The sequence below is a fragment of the Siminovitchia jepli genome, assembly GCF_047228825.1.
In the GTDB taxonomy this organism is placed as follows: Bacteria; Bacillota; Bacilli; order Bacillales; family Bacillaceae_C; genus Siminovitchia.
In genome coordinates, this window is the sequence record NZ_JBFEGN010000059.1 from 1 (window position 1) to 25,636 (window position 25,636).

Below are 25,636 nucleotides of genomic sequence, written 5' to 3' on the forward strand. Positions count from 1 at the left end.
GAAACAGAAACAAGCGAAGTGAATGGCTTGCCATCCTCAGTACTGACTGTAGCCTTACCGAACAAGAAATTATTCGGATCTATGGGATGCGCTGGGATATCGAGGTTTTCTTTAAGACGGCCAAATCCCTCTTAAAACTTGAAAAAGAGTTCCAAAGCCGGTCATATGACGCACTAATTAGCCACACCACCATTGTGTTCGCGCGTTTTATCGCCCTTGCATGGCAAAATCGCTGTCATACTGACCAGCGCACACTTGGCGGCTTATTCTATGAATTATGTGATGAAGTGAATGAACTTGATTGGGCTGTAGCTTTACAGCAGTTAATCGAGCTTCTTCAAGACGCCTTAAAACAGACGAATAAAAGAATTCAAAAGTTAATCCAAAGTCAACTTGAGCAGTGGATCTCTGGCCTTCCCAACTATATCAAGGCTTATTTGCCAATTTCACTCTGCGAAAGTTGAGTTATTGAGAAGAAGTTTCTTTTTATGGATAAGCGATTGGGCAAAGAGAAGAGTAATTTCTGGGTGTTTTCGAGATAGTTCTTCATAATCCATTTTGGTAAAGTGATATAAAATGCTATCCTCATGGGAAATCGCTGTTGAAAAACAGGGGAGCTGATCCATGGTATGCTCTCCGATTAACATTCCTGGTCCGGCAACGTCCAATATTCTTTTATTGATGTCAGGCTTCATGGTAAAGATTTTTACAATGCCTTTTTTTACATAATAAAAACCCGGTTCTATTTCTCCTTGCCTAAAAATGATCGTTTTGGCTCTTAAAAATTTCCTTTTTCCGTAAGGAATAAAATCTTCCCAAGTTTTTAACGGACTCACTGTCAATGCGAGCAAGTCAAAAACCTCCTTTGTTAATAGAGCATTGATAAGGAAATGAATGAATGTAATATTTAAAAATTTGCTCAATCTTTACTGTAGGAGAAGACGAAGACACTAGTCTAAAAGCGCTTTCAATTTATGGAGATCTGTAACTTCAATCATACGGCTTTTTTGGATAATCATATTTTCCTTTATCCATTTCTGTAAAATTTTATAAATGGTGATTCGTGAGGTGCCGATATATTGCGCCAGAGCTACCTGGGTAATAGGGATTGCACGGCTATCGTGTTTTTCACGCAATCGAATTAAAAAATGAGCCATCTGTTGCTCGTAGGGCTTGTTTAACATCGCATAGGTATCGGATAATAATCTCACCTTACTGATGAGTGAGGAAATAAAAAGTTCTTTGGCTTCCGGATTCTCTCTACATACATTCATCAAGGCTTCGTTCGTAAAATGGCAGAGTGTAACGTCCGTATCAGCTATTGCAGTGGTTGAATACGGGTCACTGGAAACTCCCTGTTCTCCAAAAAGATAGCCTTCCAATACATAATCGATAATCCGCTCCTTCCCATCCTCTGACAGCAGCCGGATACTTACTTTACCTTTTGCCAAATAAAAAAATCCCTTTCCTTTTTGTCCTTGCGAATATAAGGTTTCTCCTCTTCTTTTTAGCTTCCTTTGCCCATATTGGAGGTAAGGCTTCCACTTATACCTCATCATTCATTTCCTCCCCTATAATAGAATGCTCAATTGGCCAATGGTCAAAAAAGAATAATAATTAAATTATTTCGTTTTATCTGAAAACCGTTGATAGTCTTTAGGAGTAAAACAAAGCCCACTTAATTGTAAATCAGCCTGGGGATCTAAGCAATGAAATAAATCATAGATAATGATATAGAATTGCCTAAAATAACGAAAGCACAAAATTTAACATGATGAAACTTGCGAGGATTTGTAAAAAGCCAGGAGTAATTGACTATATATTCAAAATAGACGGACAATATGTTAATCAGTTAACATATTGTGTTTCTATATATCGGATACAATACATTTAATGAAGAACTCAGCAACTCAATGATAAAGAGGTGGAGGGTAAATAGAGGACGAACACCTTCTAATATTGGTGGTTAACTTAAAGTTTCCGATCGTCAATCACGTAATGCACAATTTTATTGGAGGGGGAAAAGGATAATGGAAACTCTAACTCAAATCAGTTCAAACGAGATTAAATTTAATGAGAAGTACGACCCGTTTATTAATGGGGAAGCGGTTGAAGCGGCCAACGGATACATTGATGCGGTAAACGCTGCTACCGGAGAGGTTCTCTCACAGATTGGCCGCGGGGGAAAAGAAGATATTGGTAAAGCGGTAAAAGCGGCAAGGGAAGCTTTTCCGGGCTGGGCAAAAACGACCATTGAGGAACGTTCTGCACTGCTTAATCAAATTGCTGATGTGTTGGAAGCCAACCAAGAGCGTCTAAAATTGATTGAGTGTATGGATACGGGGAGGGCCCTGCACGAATTTGACCTGGATTATAAGCTTGCTATTTATCAATTCCGCTACTTTGCTTCAGCCATCTTAACTTATTATGAAGGCGCTTCCCGCCCGGTGGAGAACGGCTATCTAATTACGAAAAAAGAGCCGCTAGGCGTGTGTGCTCAAATTATTCCTTGGAACGTGCCAATGATTATGGCGGCATTCAAGCTTGCGCCTGCATTGGCAGCAGGAAATACAATTGTCCTGAAGCCTGCAGAAGATGCTTGTCTCTCTATCATGGAATTGGCCAAGCTTCTGGGAGACATTCTTCCCAAAGGAGTAGTGAATGTGGTTCCGGGTTATGGACATGAAGCTGGACAGGCTCTGATCGATCATCCGGATGTAGACAAATTGGCCTTTACCGGAAGTGTGGAGGTTGGACGTCTCGTCGGAAAAACAGCTGGAGAAAGAATCCTTCCTGTGACTCTTGAACTGGGCGGCAAGGCCCCGCACGTCGTGTTCCCTGATGTTGACATTGATCGAGCAGTGGAAAATGCTACGCTTGGCTACACGTTTTTTAACGGAGAGAGCTGTATTCTTGGAACGCGTCTTTTAATCCATGACGACATTTATGATGAATTCGTAGAAAAGTTGATTGAAAGAGCGAAGAAAGTGAAGATTGGGCCTCCGACAGATCGCTCGACGAGACTGGCTTCCATCATTAATAAAAAGCAAGGAGAGCGAGTGCTGAACTACTTTGAAATAGCCAAGAAAGAAGGTGCGAAAATTCTTTATGGAGGCAACCGTGTAACGGTTCCGGGCCATGAGCATGGATATTTTATCGAACCTACCATTATTGAAGCCGAGCCGCACATGAGAATCGCCCAGGAAGAAATTTTTGGACCGGCAGCAACTGTGACCAGATGGAAAGAGGTCGAGGAAGTCATTGAGATTGCCAACGGGGTTGAGTACGGATTGGCAGCCGGAATTATGACGAATGATTTGGAAAAAGCTCTGGATACAGCTAACAAAATTGAGGCGGGAAGTGTCTGGATCAACTCATACTTCAACTTCCAATCCGGTGCTCCATTTGGAGGCTACAAAAATAGCGGTGTCGGCAGAGAGTACAGCAAAGAAGCCCTGGATGCCTACAGTCAATCCAAGACGATCGTAGCAGCTTACCAGCTTCCTACTGCCGGATTGTTCATATAGAATCTGGTTTTAAAAAAGTGCAGAGTTGTGCGCCCTCATAGCTCTGCAACTTTGTCTATCATTCTCATAAAAAATTTGTTTATTCATTTCTTTTAATATGTGCTTACAACTAGATATTAAGATTGTTTGATAGGAGGCTTTTCATTGTATACAACAGGTACAGCCTTTTTAGAGGCTTTAAAAGAAGCGGGTGTGTCCTATATTTTTGCCAATCTTGGAAGTGATCACCCGTCGATCATCGAGAGTTTGGCCATCGCCAAGCAAGAGAATCGCGAATTACCGAAGGTCATCATATGTCCGCATGAATTTGTCGCTCTCAGTGCTGCACACGGTTATGCACAGGCAACAGGAGAGCTACAGGCCGTCATCGTTCACGTGGAATGCGGTACCCAGAACATGGGAGGAGCTATACATAATGCCTATAAGAGCCGCGTTCCCGTATTGGTTTTTGCCGGTGCTTCACCCTTTACGCAGGAAGGGGAATTGACCGGAAGCAGAAATGAATTCATCCACTGGATTCAGGATGTATTTGATCAGCGCGGCATCATGCGCGGTTATTCAAAATACGACAATGAAATCCGCACCGGGACAAATGTAAAACAGCTTGTGCATCGGGCGCTGCAAATTGCCAAGAGCGACCCGGCAGGGCCTGTTTATCTAATGGGGCCTAGAGAAGCCATGGAGCAAGAGACTGAACGCATAACAGTCCAAAAAGAATTATGGGAGCCGATTGCGCCGGCAGCACTCCCTCCAAAACAGATTGAGCAATTGGCCGAAGATTTGCTATCTGCCAAAAAGCCATTGATCGTCACATCTTATCTGGGCAGAAAAAAAGAGGCGGTTGAAGAGCTCATCCGCTTGTGCGAGCGGTTGGCCATTCCTGTAATTGAGTCCGTACCGCACCAAATGAACTTCCCTGCTGACAACCCGATGCACTGCGGCTCTTATTGGAATGACCCGAAACAAAATGAACTTCTTGCCGAAGCTGATTTTGTACTTGTTTTGGACAGTGATGTACCTTGGATTCCGACGAAAAACAAACCTTCTGAAAATATAACCGTTTACTATATCGACATCGACCCGCTGAAGGAGGATATGCCGCTATGGTACATCCCTTCCAAATGTTTTTTCAAAGCGGATGCCCTTACGGCTTTACAGCAGATCAACGCATCTCTTGATGCAAAAAAGATTGACCAAAAGACGGTCTCGGCCCGCAGGGATGAAATTACTGCTTTCCATGAACGCTTAAAAGAACAAAGACGCAAACTTGAACAGGCGGGAGAGGATGTCACCACTCCTGAATACCTCACCGCATGCGTAAGAGAACTGATGGATGAAGATACCATTATTTTAAATGAAGGAATCACCAACTATGGTGCCATCTCCAACCATATCGAAGCAACGGTTCCAGGGTCTTACTTTGGGAGCGGTGCGGGTTCGTTGGGGTGGAACGGCGGGGCTGCCATCGGCATGAAGCTGGCTTATCCTGAAAAAACAGTTATCAGTTTGACCGGGGACGGTTCTTACTTATTCAGTGTACCGTCAACCGTTCATTGGATGGCAAAACGTTATGAAACTCCATTCTTGACTGTGATTTATAACAACCAGGGGTGGTGTGCTCCCAAACATTCGACTTTGGGGGTTTACCCTAACGGTGTGGCTAATGCATACCAGGACTTTTATGTACATTTCGATCCGCCAGCCGATTTGGCTGGGGTCGCTGCATCTGCCGGAGAGGCTCATCCAATTACGGTAAAGGAGCGCTCGAAATTGAAAGAGGCCTTGGCAGAAGGCTTAAAACAAGTAAAAGAAGGACGCTCAGCTGTTATAGATGTCTATATTCCGCATGTGTATTCGGATGGAGAAGTAAATGCCGAAAAAACGGCAAAGGAGACAATGCAATGATTGTTAAAACAGGTATTTTAACGGAAATGTTGAGCAACATTGTTTCTGGAAAAATAGAAGTTGTGGATATGTCGCAAACCCTCAATGAAAACACTCCTGTCATTCAGCTTCCGGAACCTTTTAAGAATACAGGCGGATTTAAGTTTCGACAGTTATCCAAATATGATGAAGACGGGCCATTCTTTTATTGGAATGACTTCGTAGCGGGAGAGCACTGCGGTACACACTTCGATGCGCCTGTTCATTGGCTGTCCGGCAAAGGAAAAGACAGTGTGGACACGATGCCGTTGAAGAATATGATTGGGGAAGCATGTGTCATTGATATCCGTGAACAGTCCCGTGCTAATCCAGATTACTGTCTGTCCATCAAAGATATTCAAAAGTTTGAAGAAGAGCAGGGCACCATTCCGAAGCATAGCTGGGTAATCATTCACACAGGATGGGGCGAATACGTGAGTGACCACGAGAAGTTTTATAATGTCGGGGAAGACGGACAGCCGCATACACCGGGCATCTCAAAAGAGGCATCGATTTTCCTGGCAGAAGAAAGGGATATTCTCGGCGTAGGTGTTGAAACCGTTGGAACGGATGCGGGCATCGCTGGTTCGTTTGATCCGCCATTTCCAAATCATCATTATATGCACGGAGCGAACAAATACGGTCTGGCCCAATTGACGAATGTAGATAAACTGCCTCCGCGTGGAGCGGTTCTGGTTGTGAATCCTTTAAAAATTGAAGGTGGGAGTGGAAGCCCAGTCAGGGTGATCGCGCTGGTGGAAAAGGTATAAGATCTCCTTAGGGAAGGGGGTTAATCAGGTGGCGGAAATCGAACTGGTTTCCTTCATCTGATTTTTTTTGAAAAAAGCAAGTGATTTCATATGGGGAAATTTCGGTCCATTATTTAAAGAGAAAAACTGATAAGTTTAAATGGATATATTTAATCCGTTAATGAAAAAGAGTTGATTGTGATGCCGTCAATACAGAAAAAATTTTCGAGTCATTTATCCTGGCAAATGCTTGGCTGGCTGCTTCTGGTTCAGATTCTTGTCGCCTTTGTAGGCAGAAGCCTGGCACCGCTGGGTTTGTTGATTGGTGAAGACTTGTCTCTGACAAAAGCGGAAATTGGGATGTTGCCTGCTGCTTTGTTTCTTGGACAATCACTTGTTTCCATGCCTGCAGGGCTGCTGGCGGATAAGATCGGGTCCAGAAAACTTTTAATGCTGCTGGCTGTTTGCCTGGGGGTCAGCTTTTTTCTTTTGACTTTCACTGCCTCGCTCATCCCCTTGTTGATCATCGTGGTGATCGGAGGAATCGGATATGGAGCCTCTCATCCTGCGACAAATCGGGGCGTCATGTATTGGTTTCCGGCTGAAAAAAGAGGAACAGCCATGGGGATCAAACAAATGGGAGTCACCTTCGGCTCGGCTATGGCAGCTCTGCTTTTGTTGCCTGCAGCAGATTACTGGGGATGGCGTCCGGCCCTATCCATGGCAAGTGTACTTTTGCTGACAGCAGGAATTGTGACTTACTTCTCCTACAAAGAGCCCAAAGAGAAAAAGCAAGCGAGAAAACCCATAATAAACGGGAGTACCCTTCGTAATCTAAAGAATCTAGTGAAAAACAAGCCTTTGGTGTTAGTAAGTGTAAGCGCACTGATTTTAAGCGGCTCGCAAATGATGTTGAATACATATTTGGTGTTGTTCGCTTATGAAAAGCTGAACATTGGCTTGTTCCTTTCCGGTACGTTGCTGGTTGTTTCGGAAATAGGCGGCTCGTTTGGCAGGATTGGCTGGGGAGTAATCAGCGACCGGCTGTTTAACGGAGAACGAATCATTGTGCTGCTCATCATTTCTTTGCTGGCCGGCTGGGTATCAGCGGTGATGGCAATGCTTCCGACAGGGACTTCTTATTGGATGATGATACCTATTGCTTTTTTGTTTGGTGTTAGTGTGTCCGGTTTTAATGGCATTTGGATGAATGCCACAACAGAGCTGGTGCCAAGGGAGCAGGCGGGGTTGGCCACAGGATTCAGTATTACAGTCGGATCTTGGGGAGTGATTATCGGCCCTCCGTTATTTGGTCTGATTCTTGATGTAACAGGTTCTTTTAAAATGGGCTGGCTTTTTGTCACTCTGATTATGATTATCGTGGCCTACCTATCCTTCAGTACAATGGCCCTTTTACAAAAAAGATGAAAGTATGACTTTTTTCTCGAAAAATATTGAAAAAATTACATGAAGTTTCACTATTTTAAACTTGTTTATTGTGAGTCTGTTAGTTAATGATTATAGTTATGAATAAAGTTACGTGGTTAAGAGAAATGATAACGCTTTCTAACATTTGAAGGTGACACGTAGATCTTTCTGCTTAAATCTATCAATCACTGACCTAAATTAAATTGAAAAGGAGTGGTTTGTGTGATTGCTTCAGTTAAGAGGGCCTGCGCGATTATCAATTGTTTTACACGCGATGAGCCTGTGTTGGGGAATGCTGAAATAGCAGAAAAGCTTGGATTGAGCAGGAGTACTACACACCATTTGGTTACGACACTCTGTAATGAAGGCGTTTTAATAAGGGATGCCGACAGGAAATATAGATTGGGTTGGAAATTGCTGGAGTGGAATAACAGTGTGATGTTCCAACAGGACTTTTATAACAAGGCGATGCCCTTGGTAAAAGAGTTGACGGATCGGTTCAGGGGGACAGCTCATATTGGCATGTTCGATAAAGGGGACGTTGTTTTTGTGTTGAGAATCTCATCAGAAGATGAAGATTCAGTTCCTACTTATTTAGGTGCGAGGAAGCCGGCGTACTGTACAAGCGCCGGAAAGGCTTTACTTGCTTATAACGCTTCCTATCTGCAGGAAACCATCGATAAAGGGCTGTCACAGCAAGGGCCAAATACGATTACGGATGTCGGAATACTTAAAAAAGAGTTGGCGTCAATCAGGAAGCAGGGATATTCTGTTAGCGACAATGAAAATGATACATGTACGTATGCGATTGCGGCTCCCATTATGTCTTATTCCGGCGAAACGATTGCTTCAGTGAATCTGGTAGGGCCGACAAGCTATATGAGGGGCCTTCATAGAACCCATATAATTCAATGTGTTGTAAATACAGCAAAAGCCATCTCTCGTGAATTAGGTTATATAGAAGTAAAAGGTTTTGTTGGTGAATACTCAAAAAAGTTGAAATACTCTTAACTGTAAAATAGCAGCATCAATGATTTCTTTAAATAGATGTAAAAAATTTAAGGGGGTTTTTATTGTGAAAAAATTTAATATTCGCATGTTCATCATTTCAATCATTGCTGTTATGGTGTTATCCGCATGCGGAAGTGGAGGCGGCGACAAAGAGGAAGCAGCGGCTGTCGGCGGAAGGGATGGAGAAAAGACGTATAACTTTAAGTTAGGCCATATTGCTCCGCCTGATCATATTTGGAATGAAGCGGCGCAGAAATTGGCCGATGAATTGGAGGAACGTTCCGGCGGCAGGATGAAAATGGAGTTATATCCCGGAGGGCAATTGGGGAGTGACTCGGATATGGTACAGCAGCTGGAAGCAGGGTCGCTGGATTTTGCCTTTATAACAAACGCTTTTTTAACATCTAAATCGGATGCATTCAGTGCATGGTTTGCACCGTATCTGTTTGACTCTTATGAAGAAGCATTGGAAGCAAGTAAAAGTGATCAAGCTAAAAAGATTCTTGCTACATTGGATGACCAAGGATTAAAAGCACTGGGTTATTTCTTTTCCGGGCACCGTACAATGATGTTCAGAGAAAAGGTAGAGAAACCGGAAGATATGGACGGATTGGCTTTGCGTGTAACGCCAAGCCCCGCATTGGAAGACTGGTATCGTTCATTGGGAGTCAGCCCGGAGTCCATCTCATTACCTGACGTGTATCAATCTGCACAAACGGGTGTTATCGACGGTATGGATATGGATTTGGATGCAGCCATCACTTCCAACTATAACGAAGTAACCGGTTTTGGAGCGGTAACAAATCACATGGTGTGGCCTTCCGTCATGATCATGAATAAAGCTTTATACGATGGAATGTCCGAAGAAGATAAGAAAATCGTGGAAGAGTCCATGGAAGCAGCCTCTGAATTTGCTACGTTGAAACGCGCTTCCCAAGAAGAAGAATTCAGAAAAACACTTGAGGAAAGAGGTATGGAACTCTACGAAATTGATCCTTCTTTGTTTGATAAATATACGAAAGAATTTGATGAAAAGTATAAAGCAAAGGATCCTCTGATCGCAGAATTTATTGACACGTTCCGTAAATAGGGGAGGCTGCTTATATGAAGACTTTAAGTAACTGGGTTGAAAAGTTTGAAAAAATTGCTTCTATAATTTTGATGGCTGCTTTAACCATTGTACTTTTTATTGGCGTTGTTTACAGATACTTTTTAAATGCCCCGCTTTTCTGGGCGAATGAAGCTAGTATTTTTATGATGACATGGCTTACATTTCTGGGAGGGAGTTTGGGACTTAAATACAAGTCCCAAGCTTCTATCACTTTTTTAGTTGACCGTTTTTCTAATAGCGGAAAAAGAGTTCTCTTGATCATTACCCATCTCATTATTTTGCTGACTCTTGGTTTTTTACTGTATTTAAGCTACGAGTGGGTCTTGACCTTATCTCCTCAGAAGTCGAGCTCCATGCGTATTCCGATGTGGATTCCATATCTGTCTGTTCCGGTGGGGTTGACTTTTGCTTTTATTCATATGCTGGATTACATGGTGGATCTGTTGAAAAAAACCCCGAAGAGAAGTGATGCTTTATGACGTTTGGTTTGGTATCAACTATTGTCGTTTTTGTTTTGTTGTTGATTATCGGAATTCCAATTTCTCTTGTTTTGGCTATTACATCTTTGGCTTATTTGTTTTTAACTGACAACCTTACTTTGTTGGCGACAGTCCCTCAAAAAATGTTTTCAGGGATGGATAATTTCGGATTGCTGGCTATTCCGTTATTTATGCTTGCCGGTGAATTGATGAATTTTGGAGGAATCACCAGCCGGCTCGTACAATTTGCAAAAGTATTAATTGGCCATTTCAAGGGCGGCTTAGCCTATGTTTCCATTATTGCGAATATGTTTCTTGCCTCCATATTAGGTTCAGCAAATGCGCAAGCCGCAATGATGAGTAAAGTAATGGTGCCAGAAATGGAAAAGGAAGGATATTCACGCGAATTTTCCTCGGCTTTGACATTGGCTTCGTCTGTTGTAGCTCCGATTATCCCGCCAAGTATGCTGTTTATCATATATGGGACGCTGACAGGAGCTTCTATTGGTGATCTGTTTATAGCGGGAATTATTCCGGGAATTATACTGGGAATAGGATTTATAATCGTCATTGGCTTCATGAATGTCAAAGAGAATTTTCCTAGAAGCGAGCGGGGAACACTGAAGGAAATTTTTAAAAGCTTTTTAAATGTTTTGCCGGCATTGCTAATTCCCTTCATTATTATATACGGTATATTAGGTGGGATTTTCACACCGACTGAATCGGCTGCTGTTGCCTGTATTATAGCTGTCATTATCGGTTTTTTTTATAAACAGTTAAAGGTAAAATTTATACCTGAAATTTTATTGAACACGGTTGTAAATACGGCCACCATTACCTTTTTAATTGTGACAGCCAATTTGTTCGGCTACATTATCGCTTATGAGAGACTTCCGCAATTAATGGCAGAATCTATGTTAAGTATTTCTGAAAATCCAATCGTGTTCCTTTTATTGGTTAACATTTTGCTGCTTTTGCTCGGGTGTGTGTTAGATGGGATTGCTGCATTAATTATATTGGTTCCGGTTTTGGCTCCTTTGCTGATAACCTATCAAATTGACCCTGTTCATTTTGGTGTCATCATTACGATTAACTTGACAATTGGTTTATTGACTCCTCCTGTTGGAACAGGCCTGTTTATTGTTTCCTCGGTAGCGAAAGTAAAAGTAGAATCTCTTGTAAAGGCCATTATGCCATTCCTGATTACGACAGTTGTCATATTAATGATCATTACGTATTGGGAAGACGCCGTATTGTGGCTTCCGAGCCTTTACAAATAAAATATTCATGAGCTATTGCCCTAAACCCAAGGATGAAAATTAGTTATATTAACCATAATGTTATACTACAAGCAGTGAGTATAAGACGTTCCTTTTAATAGTGGTTTAACCCTGTAAATAAACAGCACTACATATTTCAAGTGATCTGGCCGGGTCACTTTTTTTGTGGAATAAAACACCCTGACTGCAAGTTCACCATCTTTCTAAATAAAGATACAATTATTTGAAAAAATTTTGTTGTAATTTCATCATGAGGAATCCGGAGATTGAGTGGTGTTAGCGTTTTCAATATATTAGTAGTAACAAACGCTAGGATTGGAGGCAGGGACGAATGAATGTCAGAGAGTTACGAAATTGTTTCGGCTGTTTCGCAACGGGTGTCACAGTAGTCACCTGGGAAAATGATGAAGGCCGAAGGAGAGGAATCACAGTTAACTCTTTTACTTCAGTATCGTTGGATCCCCCGCTGTTGCTCGTTTCGATTGATAAAAAAACGAAAGCTTTCGAAGAACTGAAAAACAGATCTTTCGTAATCAATATTTTATCTTCGGAACAAAGGGGGCATGCAATGCAATTTGCAGGTCGTCCGCAGGAGGATCTAATTATCGAATGGGACGATCAAACTGGAAAAGGCCCGAGGCTGAAAGGAGCTTCCGCTCATTTTCAGTGTGACCCCTGGGATGAATATGAAGGGGGCGATCACCTGTTGTTTTTGGGGAAAGTAAAGGACTTCTCCTATAACGACAGTGAAAGTCTGATGTTCTATAGAGGAAAGTTTTTTGAAACTGAATATAAAACTATTCTGGAAGGAAAATAACAATTCTAAATATAAACGGAGGGATAGAGAATGGGGATCAGAAAAGGAAAAGACTATATTGAAGGTATAAAATCACGACAGCCAGAGGTGTGGTTTCGGGGAGAAAAGATAACGGATGTTTACAATCATCCTGTTTTCCGGCAGCCGATCAAGGAGATAGCCAAGCTTTATGACATGCAGCATGATCCTGAATACCAAGATCAAATCACTCATATTTGTGAGGAAACAGGTGAAAGGGTTAATAATTCGTTTTTAATTCCAAGGGACAGGGAAGATTTACAAAAACGCAGACGGGTATTCGAAGTTTGGGCAGAAGCCACATTCGGCTTGATGGGAAGAACCCCGGATTTCCTGAATGTAGTGCTAACCTCCTTCGCCACTAACGATTGGTTCTTCAGACAATATGGGGAAGACCGCTTTGGTGATAACATCATCCATTACTACCGGTATGTGAGGGATAATGACCTGTTCCTTACACATGCGATTGTCAACCCGCAAAACGACCGCAGTAAATCTTCACATGAGCAGGATTCGGAGTATTCCCACCTCGGAGTGGTAAGGGAAACGGAAGACGGGTTAATCGTACGTGGTTCAAAAATGCTTGCTACCCTTGCACCAATCACGGACGAAGTGATCATTTATTCCTATCCAAGCTTCAAACCTGGGGATGAGAAGTTCGCCATCTCGTTTGCACTTCCAATTGATACACCGGGCTTGAAGATCTATTGCCGTGAGGAGACCCAGAATGGCTTGCGCTCTACATGGGATCATCCTTTGGCATCCAGGTTTGAGGAGATGGATGCGGTACTCGTTTTTGATGACGTATTGGTTCCGTGGGAGCGTGTCTTCATCAACCAGAACGTGGAAGCGGGGAATTTATTGTATCCGAAGACAGGTGCTAATTTGCAGCCTTCTCATCAATCTGCTGTCAGAGGCCTGGTAAAACTCTCCTTCGTTGCGGATGTGACCTGCTCCATAGCGGACTCCATCGGGGTGGATGGATTTCTGAACGTCCAAAACCAATTGTCTGAACTGATTCAGGGCGTAGAGACGATCCGGGCGCTGGTGCGCACTGCAGAGAGAGAATACACCATCACGGAGCAGGGAGAGGCGCTGCCGAACATCGTGCCGCTTGAAACGATCCGTGGCTTGCTGCCCAATATGTATCCCAGAGCAATTGAAATCCTGCAGACGATCGGGGCAGGTGGTCTCCTGATGTCACCTACTGGAGCTGACTTTGTTAACCCCGAAATCTCTGATGATATGAATAAGTACTATTCTGGCCGTGCAGGTGTCACTTCCGAGAAAAGGGTCCGTCTGTTTAAACTGGCCTGGGATCTGTGCGGGGAAGCGTTCGGACAAAGGCTGGTCCAATACGAGCGTTATTATTCAGGTGACCCGGTCCGCAAAATGGGGATGTTTTACAACGTGCATAAGAGAAACAATCCTACTTATCCCCGTGTGGAGCGTGCTTTGGAAGAAGCATTGAAGATGTCACCGGAATACAAAAAAGCGGCCAAAGAGATAACCAAATAATCTTTTGGCAAATCCGATGAAATGAGGGAGATCAGTTGAGCGTTCACCAAACTGAAAGTCTTACATTACCCGGTTCTGTTGTAGCCATAGGGGCCTTTGATGGAGTGCATCGCGGACATCAAACCGTTATCCGTGAATTGGTAAGAATAAGCTGTTCCGAGGGAGTGCCTAGTGTCGTCTATACTTTTTATCCGCCTCCCCGAGCGTACTTTCAGGGGGCTCAAATACTGACTACTCCAGTGGTGAAAGCCCAACTGCTGAAGAAGCTGGGTGTAGATCATGTGGTAATGGCGACATTTGATCAGGACTACTTACAGAGAACTGCCGATGATTTTATTCAAGAGTTGTCCAAATTGAATCCAAAGAAGATAATAGTGGGCGAGGACTTCAGATTTGGAAATAAGCGTTCCGGGGATGTCCCCCTATTGAGGGAACACTTCCTGGTCCAAACTATCCATCCGATTTGTTGCCCGAACGGGGAAAGAATTTCCTCAACGAGAATAAGAGAGTTGATACTGAAGGGGAAACGGGATCAGGCATTGCCGTTGCTGGGATGGATTTAAAATGATTAATAAGATAACTAATGTAAAGGGGACTGCCGCAGAAAAATCAGTATATACTGATTTTCTGTGCAGCTCTTCTAACTTTACCTTGACAAAGCTTTCGGCACGAGAAGCCGTTCCATCATTCCTAGAAAAAGTTCCAGGGGTTATCCATGTAAACGGTTTAGCAATTTTAACTAAAAATGTGAGACCTAGGATAGCGATGTAACAGTTTGTAAACATCTTCCGGGTCTCTATTTTATTAGCGATTATGTAAAAGGCGCATGCCCCCGTTCCTTGTAAAGGCGTCAGGGAGGATTATATGAGTCTATTGAAAATATCCAAGTCATTAGGCAGGAAGATTTCTCCAGTAGAATTGGTGAAGCAGTCTTTGGCTAAGATCAAAAAGGATAATCCGGTTTTTAATGCTTTTATCACCGTTTGTAAGGATCAGGCCCTCGCTGATGCTGTCTGTATTGAAGGATGAGCTTAAGTTAATTCGTCAGAATGGTTATTCAACCAGCAATAGTGAAAATTCGGACGGGATGTATGGAATTGCAGCTCCGATTCTTTCCTATTCATAGCAAATTATTGCTGCTGTTAACTTGATTGGCCCCCCTTCTTATATGAAAGGCGACCCGCTAATCGTTCAAAGTGTTAAGAACACTGCCCAGTCGATCTTAAAAGAACTGGGGTACATTGAAATTTAAGTTTCCATGTTTTTTACCGAGTGAATTATTCCAGCGTCGTTAATAAATAAAAAAATTAAAGAAATGTTGCTATATTTCATATTATGAAATAACCTTAGCGTATAAAAAATGCCCTTTCACTATACTAATCTTAAATACAAAACTCCTAAATTGAAAAGCGGATCCTGGTGAAAGCCCGAAAATGAATGCGCTTTATTTAGGAGAAATTTAGAATGGAGGGTATTTCATTATGTCAAAAGACACAATCAGAACGTTTAAAGCGTCCAGTCTCAAGGGGTGGATCGAAGAGAACAAGGATCAGCTGCAGCCGCCGGTTAATAACAAGGAAATGTTTCCGGGTTCCAATATGATTGTCATGATGGTAGGGGGGCCGAATAGACGACGTGATTTCCACATTAGTCCCGCAGAAGAGTTTTTCTATCAAATCAAGGGTGACTGCTATGTTGAAATCATTAATGATGAAGGAAAAAGAGAAGTTGTTACCGTAAAAGAAGGAGAAGTGTTTTTACTTCCTGCAAATGTTCCTCATTCCCCGCATCGTGTGGCTGATACGATCGGAATGGTGATTGAAGAGCCCCGCCAAGGGAAGAAGGAACACATGGTTTGGTACTGTGATCATTGCGATCATGAGTTGCACCGGGTAACACTTGAGCTTACAGATATTGCTACACAATTAAAGGCCGCCATTGAAGAATTTGACAGCAGCGAAGATCTTCGTACGTGTGAAAAGTGCGGGCATGTCATGCCTGAGGAAACAGGGTTGTGGCAACCATGAGAGTAGATTTTCATACTCATATTATTCCAGAAGACATACCTAATTTTGTAGAGAAGTATGGAGGCGCCCGTTGGCCGGTGCTGGAAAAGACATGCTCATGCGGAGCAAACATCATGGTTTCCGGAAAAAACTTCCGTGAAGTCACGGATCAGGTATGGAACCCCGAAAAAAGAATTGAAGATATGGATAAGGAAGGCGTCGATATCCAAGTGATCTCCCCAATTCCTGTGACATTCTCTTATTGGGCTGAACCAGCGCAGGCGGAGGAGTTTTCTAAAATCCAAAATGATTTTATCGCCGAGACCGTAAAAGGTAATCTGAACCGTTTCATAGGACTTGGAACGGTCCCCATGCAGGATGCAGATACGGCTATTCGTGAGATGAAGCGCTGTATGTTCGAACTTGGTCTAAAGGGGATTGAAATCGGTACAAATGTTAATGGGAAAAACTTGGACGATCCATCTTTCGCGGAGTTTTTTGAAATGGCAGAAGAGTGGAGCATTCCACTCTTTGTCCATCCGTGGGAGACTCTTGGAAGGGAGCGCTTCCCGCGTCATAATTTCATGTATACAGTCGGTATGCCAAGTGAGACAGCTTTGGCAGCAGCAAGCCTGATCAACGGGGCGGTCATGGAAAAGCATCCGAATTTGAAAGTATGCTTTGCGCATGGCGGAGGGTCTTTCCCTTACATCCTTCCGCGTTTGGATCAAGGGTGGAACGTCTGGCCGCACATCCGGAAAATTGAGAAGCCGCCAAGCTATTATGCGAAGAAGTTTTACTTTGATTCATTGAACTATGATCCTATGAATCTGAAATATTTAATTGAACGTTTCGGACATGAAAAGATTGTCATGGGATCAGACTATCCTTTCTTGCTCCGTGAAATTCCGCCTGGAAAAGTAATAGACGATACATCAGATCTGACGGAAGAACAAAAGAAAGCCATCCTGGGTGAGAACGCGTTGACATTCTTAAATATCAATGTAAAGGAAGAGTTGCTGAAATGACGAAACAAACCGGAAATGTGGCAGATCGAACGGAAACACCTGAAAAAAGATTGGAGCAGCTCGGGCTGGAGCTTCCGCCCCTAAGACCTCCCGTCGGCAGCTATGTAAGCTGTGTCCGGACAGGGAATCTGCTGTTTACCGCCGGCCAGGGAGTGGATGAATACCATGGAAAGCTCGGCAGGGATCTGACGATAAAAGAAGGCTACAAGGCTGCACAGCAATCCATGCTCAATCTGCTTAGTGTCGTCAAGAATGAATTGGGCGAACTAAGTAAAGTCAAGCGGATTGTCAAAGTGCTGGGCATGGTGAACAGCACCGAGGACTTCACAGAGCAGCCGGCTGTCATGAACGGTGCGTCCGACCTTCTCGGGAAAGTTTTCGGCGAAAAAGGAAAGCACGGCCGTTCTGCAGTAGGGATGGCTCAGCTTCCCAACAATACAGCGATTGAAATTGAAATGATCCTTGAAGTAGAGGACGAGGAGGAATCCAGTTGACGAAGCAGGAAATATTGGAAAGGACAAAAATACAGGATGCCAAACTTTTTATAGATGGCGAGTATGTGGATGCTCAATCAGGAGCCACATTTGATTCCCTTAATCCGGCAAATAATCAAAAGCTGGCCTCTGTAGCGAATGCGGATCAAAATGACACCAAGCGTGCTATTGATGTTGCTCAGCGCACGTTTGCCAGCGGTGTATGGAGCCGCATGCCGGTGGAAGAACGTTCCCGTATCCTTTGCAAAATGTCTGATTTAATTCTCGAAAAAGTGGACGAGCTGGCCTATGTTGAAACACTGGACGTTGGCAAGCCGATTAAAGAGAGCCGGGATTTTGATATCCCTCGATCCGCGGCCAACTTCCGCTTTTTTGCAGAAATGGCCAAGTATATGGTGCATGAGCATTACGATATGAGTAACCATCTGTCCTATACGCAATACGCTCCGGCTGGAGTGACAAGTCTGATCATTCCGTGGAATCTCCCGTTCATGCAGATGACTTGGAAAGCATCAGCAGCATTGGCAGCAGGCAACACCATTGTAGTAAAGCCTGCCTCTTACACGCCTCTGAGCGCTGTAATGTTAGGAGAAATTGCCAATGAAGCCGGCTTGCCGCCGGGGGTTCTGAATATCGTCACAGGACCGGGCAGTAAGGTCGGTACGGTCATGGCTACCCATCCATCTGTACGCCGTCTGTCATTTGTAGGCGAATCCGAAACAGGAAAAACAGTCATGGCCAATGCTTCCAAGAATCTGATTCCCGTTTCTTTGGAGCTGGGCGGAAAGTCAGCCAACATCGTTTTTGAAGATGCAGATTTAGATGAAGCAGTAGCAGGTTCGATTGAAGCAATTTTCCGTAACCAGGGGGAAATCTGCCTGGCTGGCTCCAGAATTCTTGTACAGGAAAGCATTTATGATCAATTTCTGGATAAATTCGTAGAAGCCGTCCGTAATATCAAGGTTGGAGATCCATTGGATAAGTCGACTGACATGGGTGCTCTTGTATCCAACAGCCATTTGGAGACAGTTGATAAATATGTACAGATCGGACTTGAAGAGGGTGCCAAGCTGGCGTATGGGGGTAAAAGAGTCGAGGGGCTTGAAGAAGGGAACTTCTATATGCCAACTGTTCTATATGATGTAAAAAACAATATGCGGGTGGCACAGGAAGAAATCTTCGGACCGGTTCCGGTCATTATCCCATTTAAAACGGAAGAAGAGGCGGTTGCTATTGCCAATGACTCCATTTATGGCCTGGCCGGAGTAGTTTGGACAAACGATTTGAGAAGAGCCCAGCGGGTTTCTTCATCTATCAATTCCGGACTCCTCTGGGTGAACTGCTGGTATGTCCGTGATTTAAGGACTCCATTTGGAGGTTCAAAGGCCAGTGGAATTGGAAGAGAAGGCGGAAGGCACAGCTTCGAATTTTATACTGAAGCAAAAACTATCACAATGAAAAAGTGACAATACAAAAGAAAGGTGATTCAATCACCTTTCCTTTGTTTTACTTGCAGGAGGGGAAAAAGTGACCACTAAAATTGCGGATTTTGCTCTAGAACTGTTCAATGCGGAAGAGACTCGTAAAGAAGTGTCTCCTTTAACCGAGCGTGACCCGTCTCTGACAGTGCAGGATGCTTATCAAATCCAATTGGAGACAGTGAAGTTAAAAATTGAACAGGGAAAAACGGTTATTGGCAAGAAGGTCGGCTTAACAAGTGTAGCCATGCAAAAGATGCTTAATGTTGACGAACCGGATTATGGGCATTTGTTTGACGATATGCGGATTGAAAACGGTAGCACGATTGATATTACGGAAATGATTGCCCCGAGGGTGGAAGCTGAAATCGGCTTTATGCTGAGTGATGACCTGGTCGGCCCGAATGTGACCTATTTAGATGTTTTGCTGGCGACTGAATATGTTGTTCCTACGTTGGAAATCATTGACAGTCGCATTGCGGATTGGAAAATCAAGTTAATAGATACAGTAGCGGACAATGGTTCATCTGCGAAAGTGGTGATCGGAGAGCGTTATTCCACACTGGAAAATTCGGATTTGCGCACAGCAGGAATGGCTCTATATAAAAATGAGGAACTAATCGCTACCGGATCCGGAGCGGCGGCTCTTGGCCATCCGGCGGAAGCGATTGCCTGGCTGGCCAATAAATTGCATGAATTCGGCATCATGTTGAAAAAGGATGAACTGATTTTACCTGGGGCCCTTTCGGCTGCCTTGGCGGTTGAAGCCGGTGATCATGTAAAAGCCGACTTCGGCTCGTTTGGTTCCGTCAGCGTGACATTTAAATAGAAGCAAAATGAAAGGAGAATATTTTATGGGGAAAGTAAAATCCGCCATAATCGGATCGGGAAATATTGGGACAGACCTGATGTATAAGCTTGAAAACAGTGAAGTCATCGAATTGACGGCTGTTATCGGCATAGAAGAGCATTCCGAAGGTTTGAAAAGGGCGCGGGATAAAGGATATCAGACATTTTTTAACGGAATACAGGCGCTTATTGACCATCCTGACCTTGCGGACATTGTCTTTGATGCTACATCGGCAAAGGCCCATCTGAACCATGCAAAAATCTTAAAAGAGATGGGAAAAAAAGTAGTAGACTTGACACCTGCGGCGGTCGGTCCGTTTTTCAGCCCTGCAGTGGGTACCAAGGTAGGGGATGAGCCTGCAGACAACGTCAACATGATCACTTGCGGAGGTCAGGCAACGATCCCAATGGTCAACGCAGTAAATGGAGTAGCTGATGTGGCTTATGCAGAAATCGTAGCTACTATTTCCAGTAAAAGTGCAGGGCCTGGAACTCGGGCCAATATTGATGAATTCACAATAACAACCCGGCGTGGAATCGAGGAGGTCGGCGGAGCAGACAAAGGAAAAGCCCTGATCATTTTGAATCCCGCGGAACCTCCAATTTTAATGAGAAATACTGTTTACTGCGAAGTGAAAAACATGGATGAACAGGCTGTTCTTGATTCAATTCATGCCATGGTCGAAAAAGTGCAGGAATACGTGCCGGGCTACCGGTTAAAGCAGGAACCTTTAATTGACGGCAATATCGTCACAATTTTCCTTGAAGTGGAAGGAGCCGGAGATTATTTCCCTCCATATGCAGGAAACCTTGATATTATGACAGCTGCCGCAGCAAGAGTTGGAGAAGATATTGCCCGCAGTATGGCCGTTGTCTCTTAACCTAGCTGCAAATAACAAATAAGAAAGGAGTTCTCCCTTTATGAGCAAACCTGGAAAGGATATTAAAATTACAGAAGTCTGTCTGCGTGACGGAAGTCATGCAGTCGCTCACCAATTTACCGAACAGCAGGTACGTGATATTACACGCGCCCTTGACGAGGCAGGCATGCATTATATTGAAGTCAGCCACGGAGACGGCCTGGGAGGATCAACAATCCAGTACGGAAGGTCTCTGGTAGATGAGATGAAACTGATCGAAGCGGCAGTTGAGGAAGCCAAACAGTCGAAAATCGCCGTATTACTTCTGCCGGGTATCGGCACTGTGCATGAATTAAAAGAAGCGGGCAAACGCGGGGCAAAACTCGTCAGAGTGGCGACGCACGTGACAGAAGCAGATGTTTCCGCCCAGCATATTAACATGGCCCGCGAGCTTGGAATGGAAGCTTTAGGATTTTTGATGATGGCGCATTCTGCACCGGTGGAAAAGTTGGTGGAACAGGCAAAATTAATGGAAAGCTATGGAGCGCAAGCTGTGTATGTGACGGATTCAGCCGGAGCGTTGCTTCCGCATGAAGTTCGGGAGAGAGTAAGAGCCCTCCGCAACAGCCTCGATATCGAAGTGGGCTTTCATGGTCATAACAATTTGTCAGTAGCCGTAGCCAACACACTTGCGGCTATTGAGGAAGGAGCGACGCGGATTGACGGCAGTGTCCGCTGTCTCGGTGCAGGAGCCGGCAATACGCAGACGGAAGTGCTGTTAGCCGTAATGGAACGGATGGGATACGATGTCGGGATCGATTTATATAAAATGATGGATTTGGCTGAAGATGTTGTTGGCCCGATTATTCCTGGATCCCAGGAAATTAAAAAAGGAAGCTTGGTCCTGGGTTTTGCCGGTGTTTACTCCAGTTTCTTGCTCCATGCCGAGCGGGCAGGGAAGAAATTTGGAATAGATCCGCGCGATATTTTAATTGAACTCGGTAAGATGAAAGTCGTCGGCGGCCAGGAGGATATGATTCTTGATGTGGCGACCAATCTATCCAAAAAACAAGCAGTGGAGGCGGGAACATGATACTGAAAACAAAAGAAGACAAAGAAATCATTGACTACCTTTTGTCGGCTGAGCGGGAAGCCCGCGAAGTAGTCAAAATTACGGATACCTATCCAAACTTGACCATTGAAAAGGCCTATGAGCTACAGGACGGTCTCCTCGCCCGCAGGCTGGAAGAAAATCAAACAAAAACAGTCGGAATCAAGCTGGGCTTGACCAGTAAAGCCAAACAGGAAATGATGGGAGTCAACGAAGCCATTTACGGATACCTCCATGCGGATATGCTGGCGTACGAATGGCAGCCAATCAAAAGATCCCAACTAATCCATCCGAAAGCTGAACCTGAAATTGCCTTTTTTTTGGACAAAGATCTCGAGGGAGATAATGTAACGGAAGCAGCTGTCATTGCTGCGACCAAGTATGTGGCTCCTGCGTTGGAAGTGATCGACAGCCGTTATAAGGATTTCCGCTTTACTCTTACGGATGTAGTGGCAGACAATTGTTCATCCATCAAGTTTGTGATTGGCAGTCAGTTGGTCAGCCCTGACAAACTCGATTTGGGCAATATCGGCATGGTTATGTCCAAAAATGGAAAAGTGGAACAGACCGGATCCAGTGCCGCTGTTCTCGGACATCCAGCAACAGCCATAGCATGGGCGGCCAAGCAGTTGAGCAAACGGGGGAGAGGATTCAAGAAGGGCGAAGTGATCCTGAGTGGCGCGATGTCTGAGGCCATTTCGTTTGATTCCGGGGATACGGTTGTCGCCCAGTTTAACGGATTAGGCAGTGTCTCCTTTTATTGCGAATGAGGAAGTGGATATGATGCCGATTTTTCAAATACTAGTTTTAAAAGGCAGAAGCCGTAAAGAAATTAAGGGATTGATTGCGGATGTTACAGAGGCAGCCGTAAAAAACCTTTCCGTTAAACCGGAACAGGTTCGGGTCCTCGTAACGGAAATGGAACGCAGCCATTGGGGGGCTGGCGGTCTACCAATTAACGAGCTTAGAAATCAGAAAGATTAGAAAATAATAGTTGAGAACTGCAAGAGTCTTGTTCAGTGGATGTAAGGACTGCAGCCAAATTGGTCCTGAACAATGTTTTCTTTCCATAAAATCAAGAAGATAGTGGAGCGGTTACATGCTATCCATCCGGGCTACGGCTTTTTATCCGAAAATATCGAGCTGGCGAAACGTTGTGCCGAAAAAGGGACTATCTTTATCGGTCCGGGGATCCGCCATTACGATATGTTCGGGGACAAGGTAAAGCGAAGGAACAGGCAATAATGGTAGGCATTCCTGTTGTTTCGGGCAGCAATGGCCCGGTAGAAAGTTTGATGGAAACCAAATCCCGAAGCAGGAAGACTTCACCATTAACGTATACGTGATCCAGTCGCTGGTCACGACAGCGGATCCGTTCCATAACTTTATGCCGGATACCGGCAGGCCATGGTGTACTGCTCAGGAGGAGGCATTGGGGTCCGCCTCCATGCGGGTAACGGCTTCTAGGGTGCGGTCATTACTCCACATTACAATTTCCTCCCCGTAAAAGTTTTTACACAGGCGCTGACGTAGTGTCAAAGGTAGTTCGGATCCTGAGGAATTCCGGATTCTGCAGTGCCAAAACGAATATCCCATTTTTAATCAACGTGATGGAGCACGAGCAATTCACCACGGGAGAATATGACACGTCATTTTTGGACAGCAGCACCAAGCTGTATTCCCTTCAGGAAAGCCGGGATCGAGGTGCGAAAATGCTCAATTATATTGGGACAGTGACGGTCAACGGTTTCCCGTGCATCGAGAAGACGAGAAGGCCGATCAGAGAACCCCATCCATTCCGATGGACAACCAACCCAGTCAGAGACTAAACAGATTCTGGGTGAAAAGGACGTGGACGGGCTTGTGGACGAGGTCAAAACCAGGAAGTATGTCCTGATACCCGACACGACCTTTCGGGATGGGCATCGTCGCTGCTGGCCAAGATATTTCCAGGTACTACAAAGACTTTAAAAACGGGATGGTCTCCCCGCACACTGAAAAATACAAACATAAAATGCCGGGCGGTCAGTACAGTAATTTGGAGCAGCAGGCAAAAGCCGTCGGGCTTGGCGATTATCAGGTTATCAAGTTTCACTAATTGTTTCTGAGGATTGGAAAAGGACAGTCACAATGAATGAAATTTATCATTTCCATTGGGATCTTGAAGGCGGATCATCCTAAAGGACTAAATTTATTATTTTAAAAAAAATGACAAGGCATTCATAGGGTGTGATGAAAAAAGGGAAATAGGGGTGAGATAAATGCGGCAAGATGATCGGATTCAAGAGATTATTGAAAGAGAAAAAGGATTAAACAAAGGGCTGACTACTGGACAGCTAACGATGATCGCCATCGGCGGTGCTATTGGAACAGGTTTGTTTTTGGGGAGCGGCTTAGCCATCAGTACAGCTGGGCCAAGTGTTATTATCAGTTATGCAATAGGTGCGCTCATCGCCATTTTATTAATGGGAGCGCTTTCTGAAATGACGGTGGCGCATCCGACTTCCGGTTCATTCGGTGCCTATGCTGAGAGATATTTAAACACGTGGTCCGGTTTTTCTGTAAGATATTCATATTGGTTTTGCCTCGTATGTGCGGTTGGAACGGAAGTAACGGCGATCGCTATTTATATGAAATATTGGTTCCCGACTGTGCCAGGAATGGTATGGATTTTTCTTTTTGCCGGGCTTCTTATTTATGTTAATGCAACGAGCGTCAACATGTTTGGCGCAGTTGAATATTGGCTCTCTTTCATCAAAATTGTGGCGATTACTGCTTTTATTATCCTCGCGGTATACGTTATTGTGGGCGCTGACAGTTCATCTGGTATAGGTGTTCAAAACTATACAAATGATGGCGGGTTTTTCCCTAATGGATTTTGGGGAATGTGGATTGCAATCTTTATATCACTTTTTAGCTATTTAAGTATTGAAATGATCGCAGTTAGTGCGGGAGAAGCAAAAGATCCTGAAAGAGCGGTTCCTATTGCTTTAAGATCGGCAGTTGTTAGATTAATATTGTTTTATATCGTGTCTTTATCTCTTATGCTTATGATTGTTCCGTGGGGTGCCGCTGGTATTGAAATCAGTCCTTTTGTAAAAGTAATGGAGATACTAAATGTTCCTGGTGCTGCAGGTATTGTTAACTTCGTAGTCCTTGTGGCTGCACTTTCAGCAATGAATAGCCAACTGTATACTTCAACTCGCATGATGTTCTCTTTATCCCGTGCCGGCTATGCGCCAAAGCCATTCGGTAAGTTAAGTAAAAATTCTGTTCCAACTACAGCTCTGGCAACCTCTGTAATCGGTATTGCCATTGCGAGCATTTACACGGTTGTTTCACCGGAAACTGCATTTTCAACAATGGTTTCAATTTCTAGTTTTGGCGCCATGTTTACTTGGTTTATGATCTTTATTACCCACCTTGCGTTCCGGAAAACTTGGAATAAAAATGGTGGTAGAAAGCTTCCTGTCAACATGATCGGCTATCCTTTTACATCTATTCTAGGTGCAGGCCTCGTTTTCTCTGTCGTCATATCTACCTGGTACTCTGAAAATTTCAAAGAAACATTAATTTACGGGATCCCATGGTTAATTTTAATTACCATTGCGTATTATGTATGGAAAAAGAGACAGCCGGATCAGGCAGGGATGGAAAGCAAGAAAGATGCTCTATAATTCTTAGTAAGTTTTCTTACATGGCACAACTAGCAAAAAATAAGCTATATAGTTGTGCCGATTTCATTTACTCTCTACTGACCAGTTTGGATATGTTTTAGTTAACTGCCGCTCTTCAGTATAATATGGGCTATCCGATCCTATAAAAAGTTCCTGGTTACCCTCATTGACTCATTTGGAATATGTTATACAAAGGAATCAATTTCATAAATATCAGCCCTAGAGCCCCAAGGCTTTTGAGACACAAAAAAAGGAGTACCTCCCCAAACTGT

The 25,636-nt window shown here is 44.0% G+C and carries 27 protein-coding genes and 2 pseudogenes; 27 read left to right on the top strand and 2 right to left on the bottom strand.

Translation table 11 applies throughout. The features are described 5' to 3' along the window. A pseudogene (locus tag AB1L08_RS16080) lies at positions 1–464 on the top strand (IS4 family transposase); the annotation flags it as partial. Here AB1L08_RS16080 and AB1L08_RS16085 read toward each other — a convergent pair. Together AB1L08_RS16085 and AB1L08_RS16090 are read right to left on the bottom strand one after the other, a co-directional pair. Continuing rightward, complete coding sequence (locus tag AB1L08_RS16085; RefSeq protein ID WP_413065670.1) at positions 447–851, bottom strand: Crp/Fnr family transcriptional regulator; 405 nt, start codon at positions 849–851, stop codon at positions 447–449. The pseudogene AB1L08_RS16080 and the gene AB1L08_RS16085 sit on opposite strands and share 18 nt — an antisense overlap. A 99-nt stretch (positions 852–950) precedes the next feature. Then, positions 951–1,559: a Crp/Fnr family transcriptional regulator gene (locus AB1L08_RS16090; RefSeq protein WP_413065671.1), complete on the bottom strand. Its 609-nt coding sequence runs from the start codon at positions 1,557–1,559 to the stop codon at positions 951–953. Positions 1,560–2,030: 471 nt separating this feature from the next. Here AB1L08_RS16090 and AB1L08_RS16095 point away from each other — a divergent pair, with 471 nt between their 5' ends. The 26 genes and pseudogenes from AB1L08_RS16095 (at position 2,031) to AB1L08_RS16220 (ending at position 25,364) form a co-directional block, all read left to right on the top strand. Beyond that, a complete protein-coding gene (locus AB1L08_RS16095) occupies positions 2,031–3,527 on the top strand; it encodes an aldehyde dehydrogenase family protein (RefSeq protein ID WP_413065672.1) in 1,497 nt (498 codons plus the stop codon). A gap of 144 nt (positions 3,528–3,671) precedes the next feature. Next, entirely contained in the window at positions 3,672–5,432 is a 1,761-nt protein-coding gene (locus AB1L08_RS16100) for a thiamine pyrophosphate-requiring protein (RefSeq protein ID WP_413065673.1), read from the top strand. Continuing rightward, positions 5,429–6,220, top strand: coding sequence for a cyclase family protein (locus tag AB1L08_RS16105; protein WP_413065674.1), 792 nt, complete (start codon positions 5,429–5,431; stop codon positions 6,218–6,220). The genes AB1L08_RS16100 and AB1L08_RS16105 overlap by 4 nt, the downstream gene beginning before the upstream one ends. A gap of 180 nt (positions 6,221–6,400) precedes the next feature. Then, complete coding sequence (locus tag AB1L08_RS16110; RefSeq protein ID WP_413065675.1) at positions 6,401–7,627, top strand: MFS transporter; 1,227 nt, start codon at positions 6,401–6,403, stop codon at positions 7,625–7,627. A gap of 222 nt (positions 7,628–7,849) precedes the next feature. Next, a complete protein-coding gene (locus AB1L08_RS16115) occupies positions 7,850–8,638 on the top strand; it encodes an IclR family transcriptional regulator (RefSeq protein WP_413065676.1) in 789 nt (262 codons plus the stop codon). Positions 8,639–8,702: 64 nt separating this feature from the next. Then, positions 8,703–9,728, top strand: a complete 1,026-nt coding sequence (locus AB1L08_RS16120) for a TRAP transporter substrate-binding protein (RefSeq protein WP_413065677.1) — start codon at positions 8,703–8,705, stop codon at positions 9,726–9,728. A 14-nt stretch (positions 9,729–9,742) separates the two neighbouring features. Beyond that, positions 9,743–10,228 (top strand): TRAP transporter small permease, encoded by a 486-nt coding sequence (locus tag AB1L08_RS16125; RefSeq protein ID WP_413065678.1) that lies wholly within the window; start codon positions 9,743–9,745, stop codon positions 10,226–10,228. Beyond that, positions 10,225–11,508: a TRAP transporter large permease gene (locus AB1L08_RS16130; protein WP_413065679.1), complete on the top strand. Its 1,284-nt coding sequence runs from the start codon at positions 10,225–10,227 to the stop codon at positions 11,506–11,508. Before AB1L08_RS16125 ends, AB1L08_RS16130 begins: the two co-directional genes overlap by 4 nt. 331 nt (positions 11,509–11,839) lie before the next feature. After that, positions 11,840–12,325: a flavin reductase family protein gene (locus tag AB1L08_RS16135; RefSeq protein WP_413065680.1), complete on the top strand. Its 486-nt coding sequence runs from the start codon at positions 11,840–11,842 to the stop codon at positions 12,323–12,325. A gap of 30 nt (positions 12,326–12,355) precedes the next feature. Beyond that, on the top strand, positions 12,356–13,861 hold the full coding sequence (locus tag AB1L08_RS16140; RefSeq protein ID WP_413065681.1) for a 4-hydroxyphenylacetate 3-hydroxylase family protein: 1,506 nt from the start codon (positions 12,356–12,358) through the stop codon (positions 13,859–13,861). Positions 13,862–13,896: 35 nt separating this feature from the next. After that, on the top strand, positions 13,897–14,424 hold the full coding sequence (locus AB1L08_RS16145; protein WP_413065682.1) for an FAD synthetase: 528 nt from the start codon (positions 13,897–13,899) through the stop codon (positions 14,422–14,424). 1 nt (position 14,425) lies between these two features. Next, a complete protein-coding gene (locus tag AB1L08_RS16150) occupies positions 14,426–14,632 on the top strand; it encodes a hypothetical protein (protein WP_413065683.1) in 207 nt (68 codons plus the stop codon). Positions 14,633–14,725: 93 nt separating this feature from the next. Then, on the top strand, positions 14,726–14,890 hold the full coding sequence (locus AB1L08_RS16155) for a hypothetical protein (protein ID WP_413065696.1): 165 nt from the start codon (positions 14,726–14,728) through the stop codon (positions 14,888–14,890). A gap of 452 nt (positions 14,891–15,342) precedes the next feature. Then, the gene (locus AB1L08_RS16165; protein WP_413065684.1) at positions 15,343–15,888 is read left to right on the top strand and encodes a 3-hydroxyanthranilate 3,4-dioxygenase; all 546 of its coding nucleotides are present in this window, start codon (positions 15,343–15,345) and stop codon (positions 15,886–15,888) included. Further along, the gene (locus AB1L08_RS16170; RefSeq protein WP_413065695.1) at positions 15,885–16,895 is read left to right on the top strand and encodes an amidohydrolase family protein; all 1,011 of its coding nucleotides are present in this window, start codon (positions 15,885–15,887) and stop codon (positions 16,893–16,895) included. The genes AB1L08_RS16165 and AB1L08_RS16170 overlap by 4 nt, the downstream gene beginning before the upstream one ends. Beyond that, the gene (locus AB1L08_RS16175; RefSeq protein WP_413065685.1) at positions 16,892–17,389 is read left to right on the top strand and encodes a RidA family protein; all 498 of its coding nucleotides are present in this window, start codon (positions 16,892–16,894) and stop codon (positions 17,387–17,389) included. The genes AB1L08_RS16170 and AB1L08_RS16175 overlap by 4 nt, the downstream gene beginning before the upstream one ends. Next, entirely contained in the window at positions 17,386–18,855 is a 1,470-nt protein-coding gene (locus AB1L08_RS16180; RefSeq protein ID WP_413065686.1) for an aldehyde dehydrogenase, read from the top strand. The genes AB1L08_RS16175 and AB1L08_RS16180 overlap by 4 nt, the downstream gene beginning before the upstream one ends. 61 nt (positions 18,856–18,916) lie before the next feature. Further along, a complete protein-coding gene (locus AB1L08_RS16185) occupies positions 18,917–19,696 on the top strand; it encodes a 2-keto-4-pentenoate hydratase (RefSeq protein ID WP_413065687.1) in 780 nt (259 codons plus the stop codon). A gap of 25 nt (positions 19,697–19,721) precedes the next feature. Next, positions 19,722–20,597 carry an acetaldehyde dehydrogenase (acetylating) gene (locus AB1L08_RS16190; protein WP_413065688.1) on the top strand — a complete coding sequence of 292 codons (876 nt, stop codon included), beginning with the start codon at positions 19,722–19,724 and terminating at the stop codon, positions 20,595–20,597. Between the two features lie 40 nt (positions 20,598–20,637). After that, positions 20,638–21,669 carry a 4-hydroxy-2-oxovalerate aldolase gene (dmpG, locus tag AB1L08_RS16195; protein ID WP_413065689.1) on the top strand — a complete coding sequence of 344 codons (1,032 nt, stop codon included), beginning with the start codon at positions 20,638–20,640 and terminating at the stop codon, positions 21,667–21,669. After that, complete coding sequence (locus AB1L08_RS16200) at positions 21,666–22,457, top strand: 2-keto-4-pentenoate hydratase (protein WP_413065690.1); 792 nt, start codon at positions 21,666–21,668, stop codon at positions 22,455–22,457. The genes dmpG and AB1L08_RS16200 overlap by 4 nt, the downstream gene beginning before the upstream one ends. A gap of 13 nt (positions 22,458–22,470) precedes the next feature. Next, complete coding sequence (locus AB1L08_RS16205; protein ID WP_413065691.1) at positions 22,471–22,671, top strand: tautomerase family protein; 201 nt, start codon at positions 22,471–22,473, stop codon at positions 22,669–22,671. A gap of 117 nt (positions 22,672–22,788) precedes the next feature. Further along, a pseudogene (locus tag AB1L08_RS22590) lies at positions 22,789–23,009 on the top strand (biotin carboxylase N-terminal domain-containing protein); the annotation flags it as partial. A gap of 210 nt (positions 23,010–23,219) precedes the next feature. Further along, the gene (locus AB1L08_RS22595; protein ID WP_489686531.1) at positions 23,220–23,516 is read left to right on the top strand and encodes a hypothetical protein; all 297 of its coding nucleotides are present in this window, start codon (positions 23,220–23,222) and stop codon (positions 23,514–23,516) included. Between the two features lie 89 nt (positions 23,517–23,605). After that, complete coding sequence (locus AB1L08_RS16215) at positions 23,606–23,785, top strand: hypothetical protein (RefSeq protein WP_489686532.1); 180 nt, start codon at positions 23,606–23,608, stop codon at positions 23,783–23,785. A 163-nt stretch (positions 23,786–23,948) separates the two neighbouring features. Next, positions 23,949–25,364, top strand: a complete 1,416-nt coding sequence (locus AB1L08_RS16220) for an amino acid permease (protein ID WP_413065693.1) — start codon at positions 23,949–23,951, stop codon at positions 25,362–25,364. Positions 25,365–25,636 lie beyond the last annotated feature (272 nt).

Bases quoted from the DNA above. Each gene is read 5' to 3' on its own strand.
- AB1L08_RS16090 (WP_413065671.1), bottom strand. From the start codon at position 1,559: ATGATGAGGTATAAGTGGAAGCCTTACCTCCAATATGGGCAAAGGAAG.
- AB1L08_RS16095 (WP_413065672.1), top strand. From the start codon at position 2,031: ATGGAAACTCTAACTCAAATCAGTTCAAACGAGATTAAATTTAATGAG.
- AB1L08_RS16105 (WP_413065674.1), top strand. From the start codon at position 5,429: ATGATTGTTAAAACAGGTATTTTAACGGAAATGTTGAGCAACATTGTT.
- AB1L08_RS16110 (WP_413065675.1), top strand. From the start codon at position 6,401: ATGCCGTCAATACAGAAAAAATTTTCGAGTCATTTATCCTGGCAAATG.
- AB1L08_RS16125 (WP_413065678.1), top strand. From the start codon at position 9,743: ATGAAGACTTTAAGTAACTGGGTTGAAAAGTTTGAAAAAATTGCTTCT.
- AB1L08_RS16130 (WP_413065679.1), top strand. From the start codon at position 10,225: ATGACGTTTGGTTTGGTATCAACTATTGTCGTTTTTGTTTTGTTGTTG.
- AB1L08_RS16135 (WP_413065680.1), top strand. From the start codon at position 11,840: ATGAATGTCAGAGAGTTACGAAATTGTTTCGGCTGTTTCGCAACGGGT.
- AB1L08_RS16140 (WP_413065681.1), top strand. From the start codon at position 12,356: ATGGGGATCAGAAAAGGAAAAGACTATATTGAAGGTATAAAATCACGA.
- AB1L08_RS16150 (WP_413065683.1), top strand. From the start codon at position 14,426: ATGATTAATAAGATAACTAATGTAAAGGGGACTGCCGCAGAAAAATCA.
- AB1L08_RS16155 (WP_413065696.1), top strand. From the start codon at position 14,726: ATGAGTCTATTGAAAATATCCAAGTCATTAGGCAGGAAGATTTCTCCA.
- AB1L08_RS16165 (WP_413065684.1), top strand. From the start codon at position 15,343: ATGTCAAAAGACACAATCAGAACGTTTAAAGCGTCCAGTCTCAAGGGG.
- AB1L08_RS16170 (WP_413065695.1), top strand. From the start codon at position 15,885: ATGAGAGTAGATTTTCATACTCATATTATTCCAGAAGACATACCTAAT.
- AB1L08_RS16175 (WP_413065685.1), top strand. From the start codon at position 16,892: ATGACGAAACAAACCGGAAATGTGGCAGATCGAACGGAAACACCTGAA.
- AB1L08_RS16190 (WP_413065688.1), top strand. From the start codon at position 19,722: ATGGGGAAAGTAAAATCCGCCATAATCGGATCGGGAAATATTGGGACA.
- dmpG (WP_413065689.1), top strand. From the start codon at position 20,638: ATGAGCAAACCTGGAAAGGATATTAAAATTACAGAAGTCTGTCTGCGT.
- AB1L08_RS16200 (WP_413065690.1), top strand. From the start codon at position 21,666: ATGATACTGAAAACAAAAGAAGACAAAGAAATCATTGACTACCTTTTG.
- AB1L08_RS16205 (WP_413065691.1), top strand. From the start codon at position 22,471: ATGCCGATTTTTCAAATACTAGTTTTAAAAGGCAGAAGCCGTAAAGAA.
- AB1L08_RS16215 (WP_489686532.1), top strand. From the start codon at position 23,606: ATGGGCATCGTCGCTGCTGGCCAAGATATTTCCAGGTACTACAAAGAC.
- AB1L08_RS16220 (WP_413065693.1), top strand. From the start codon at position 23,949: ATGCGGCAAGATGATCGGATTCAAGAGATTATTGAAAGAGAAAAAGGA.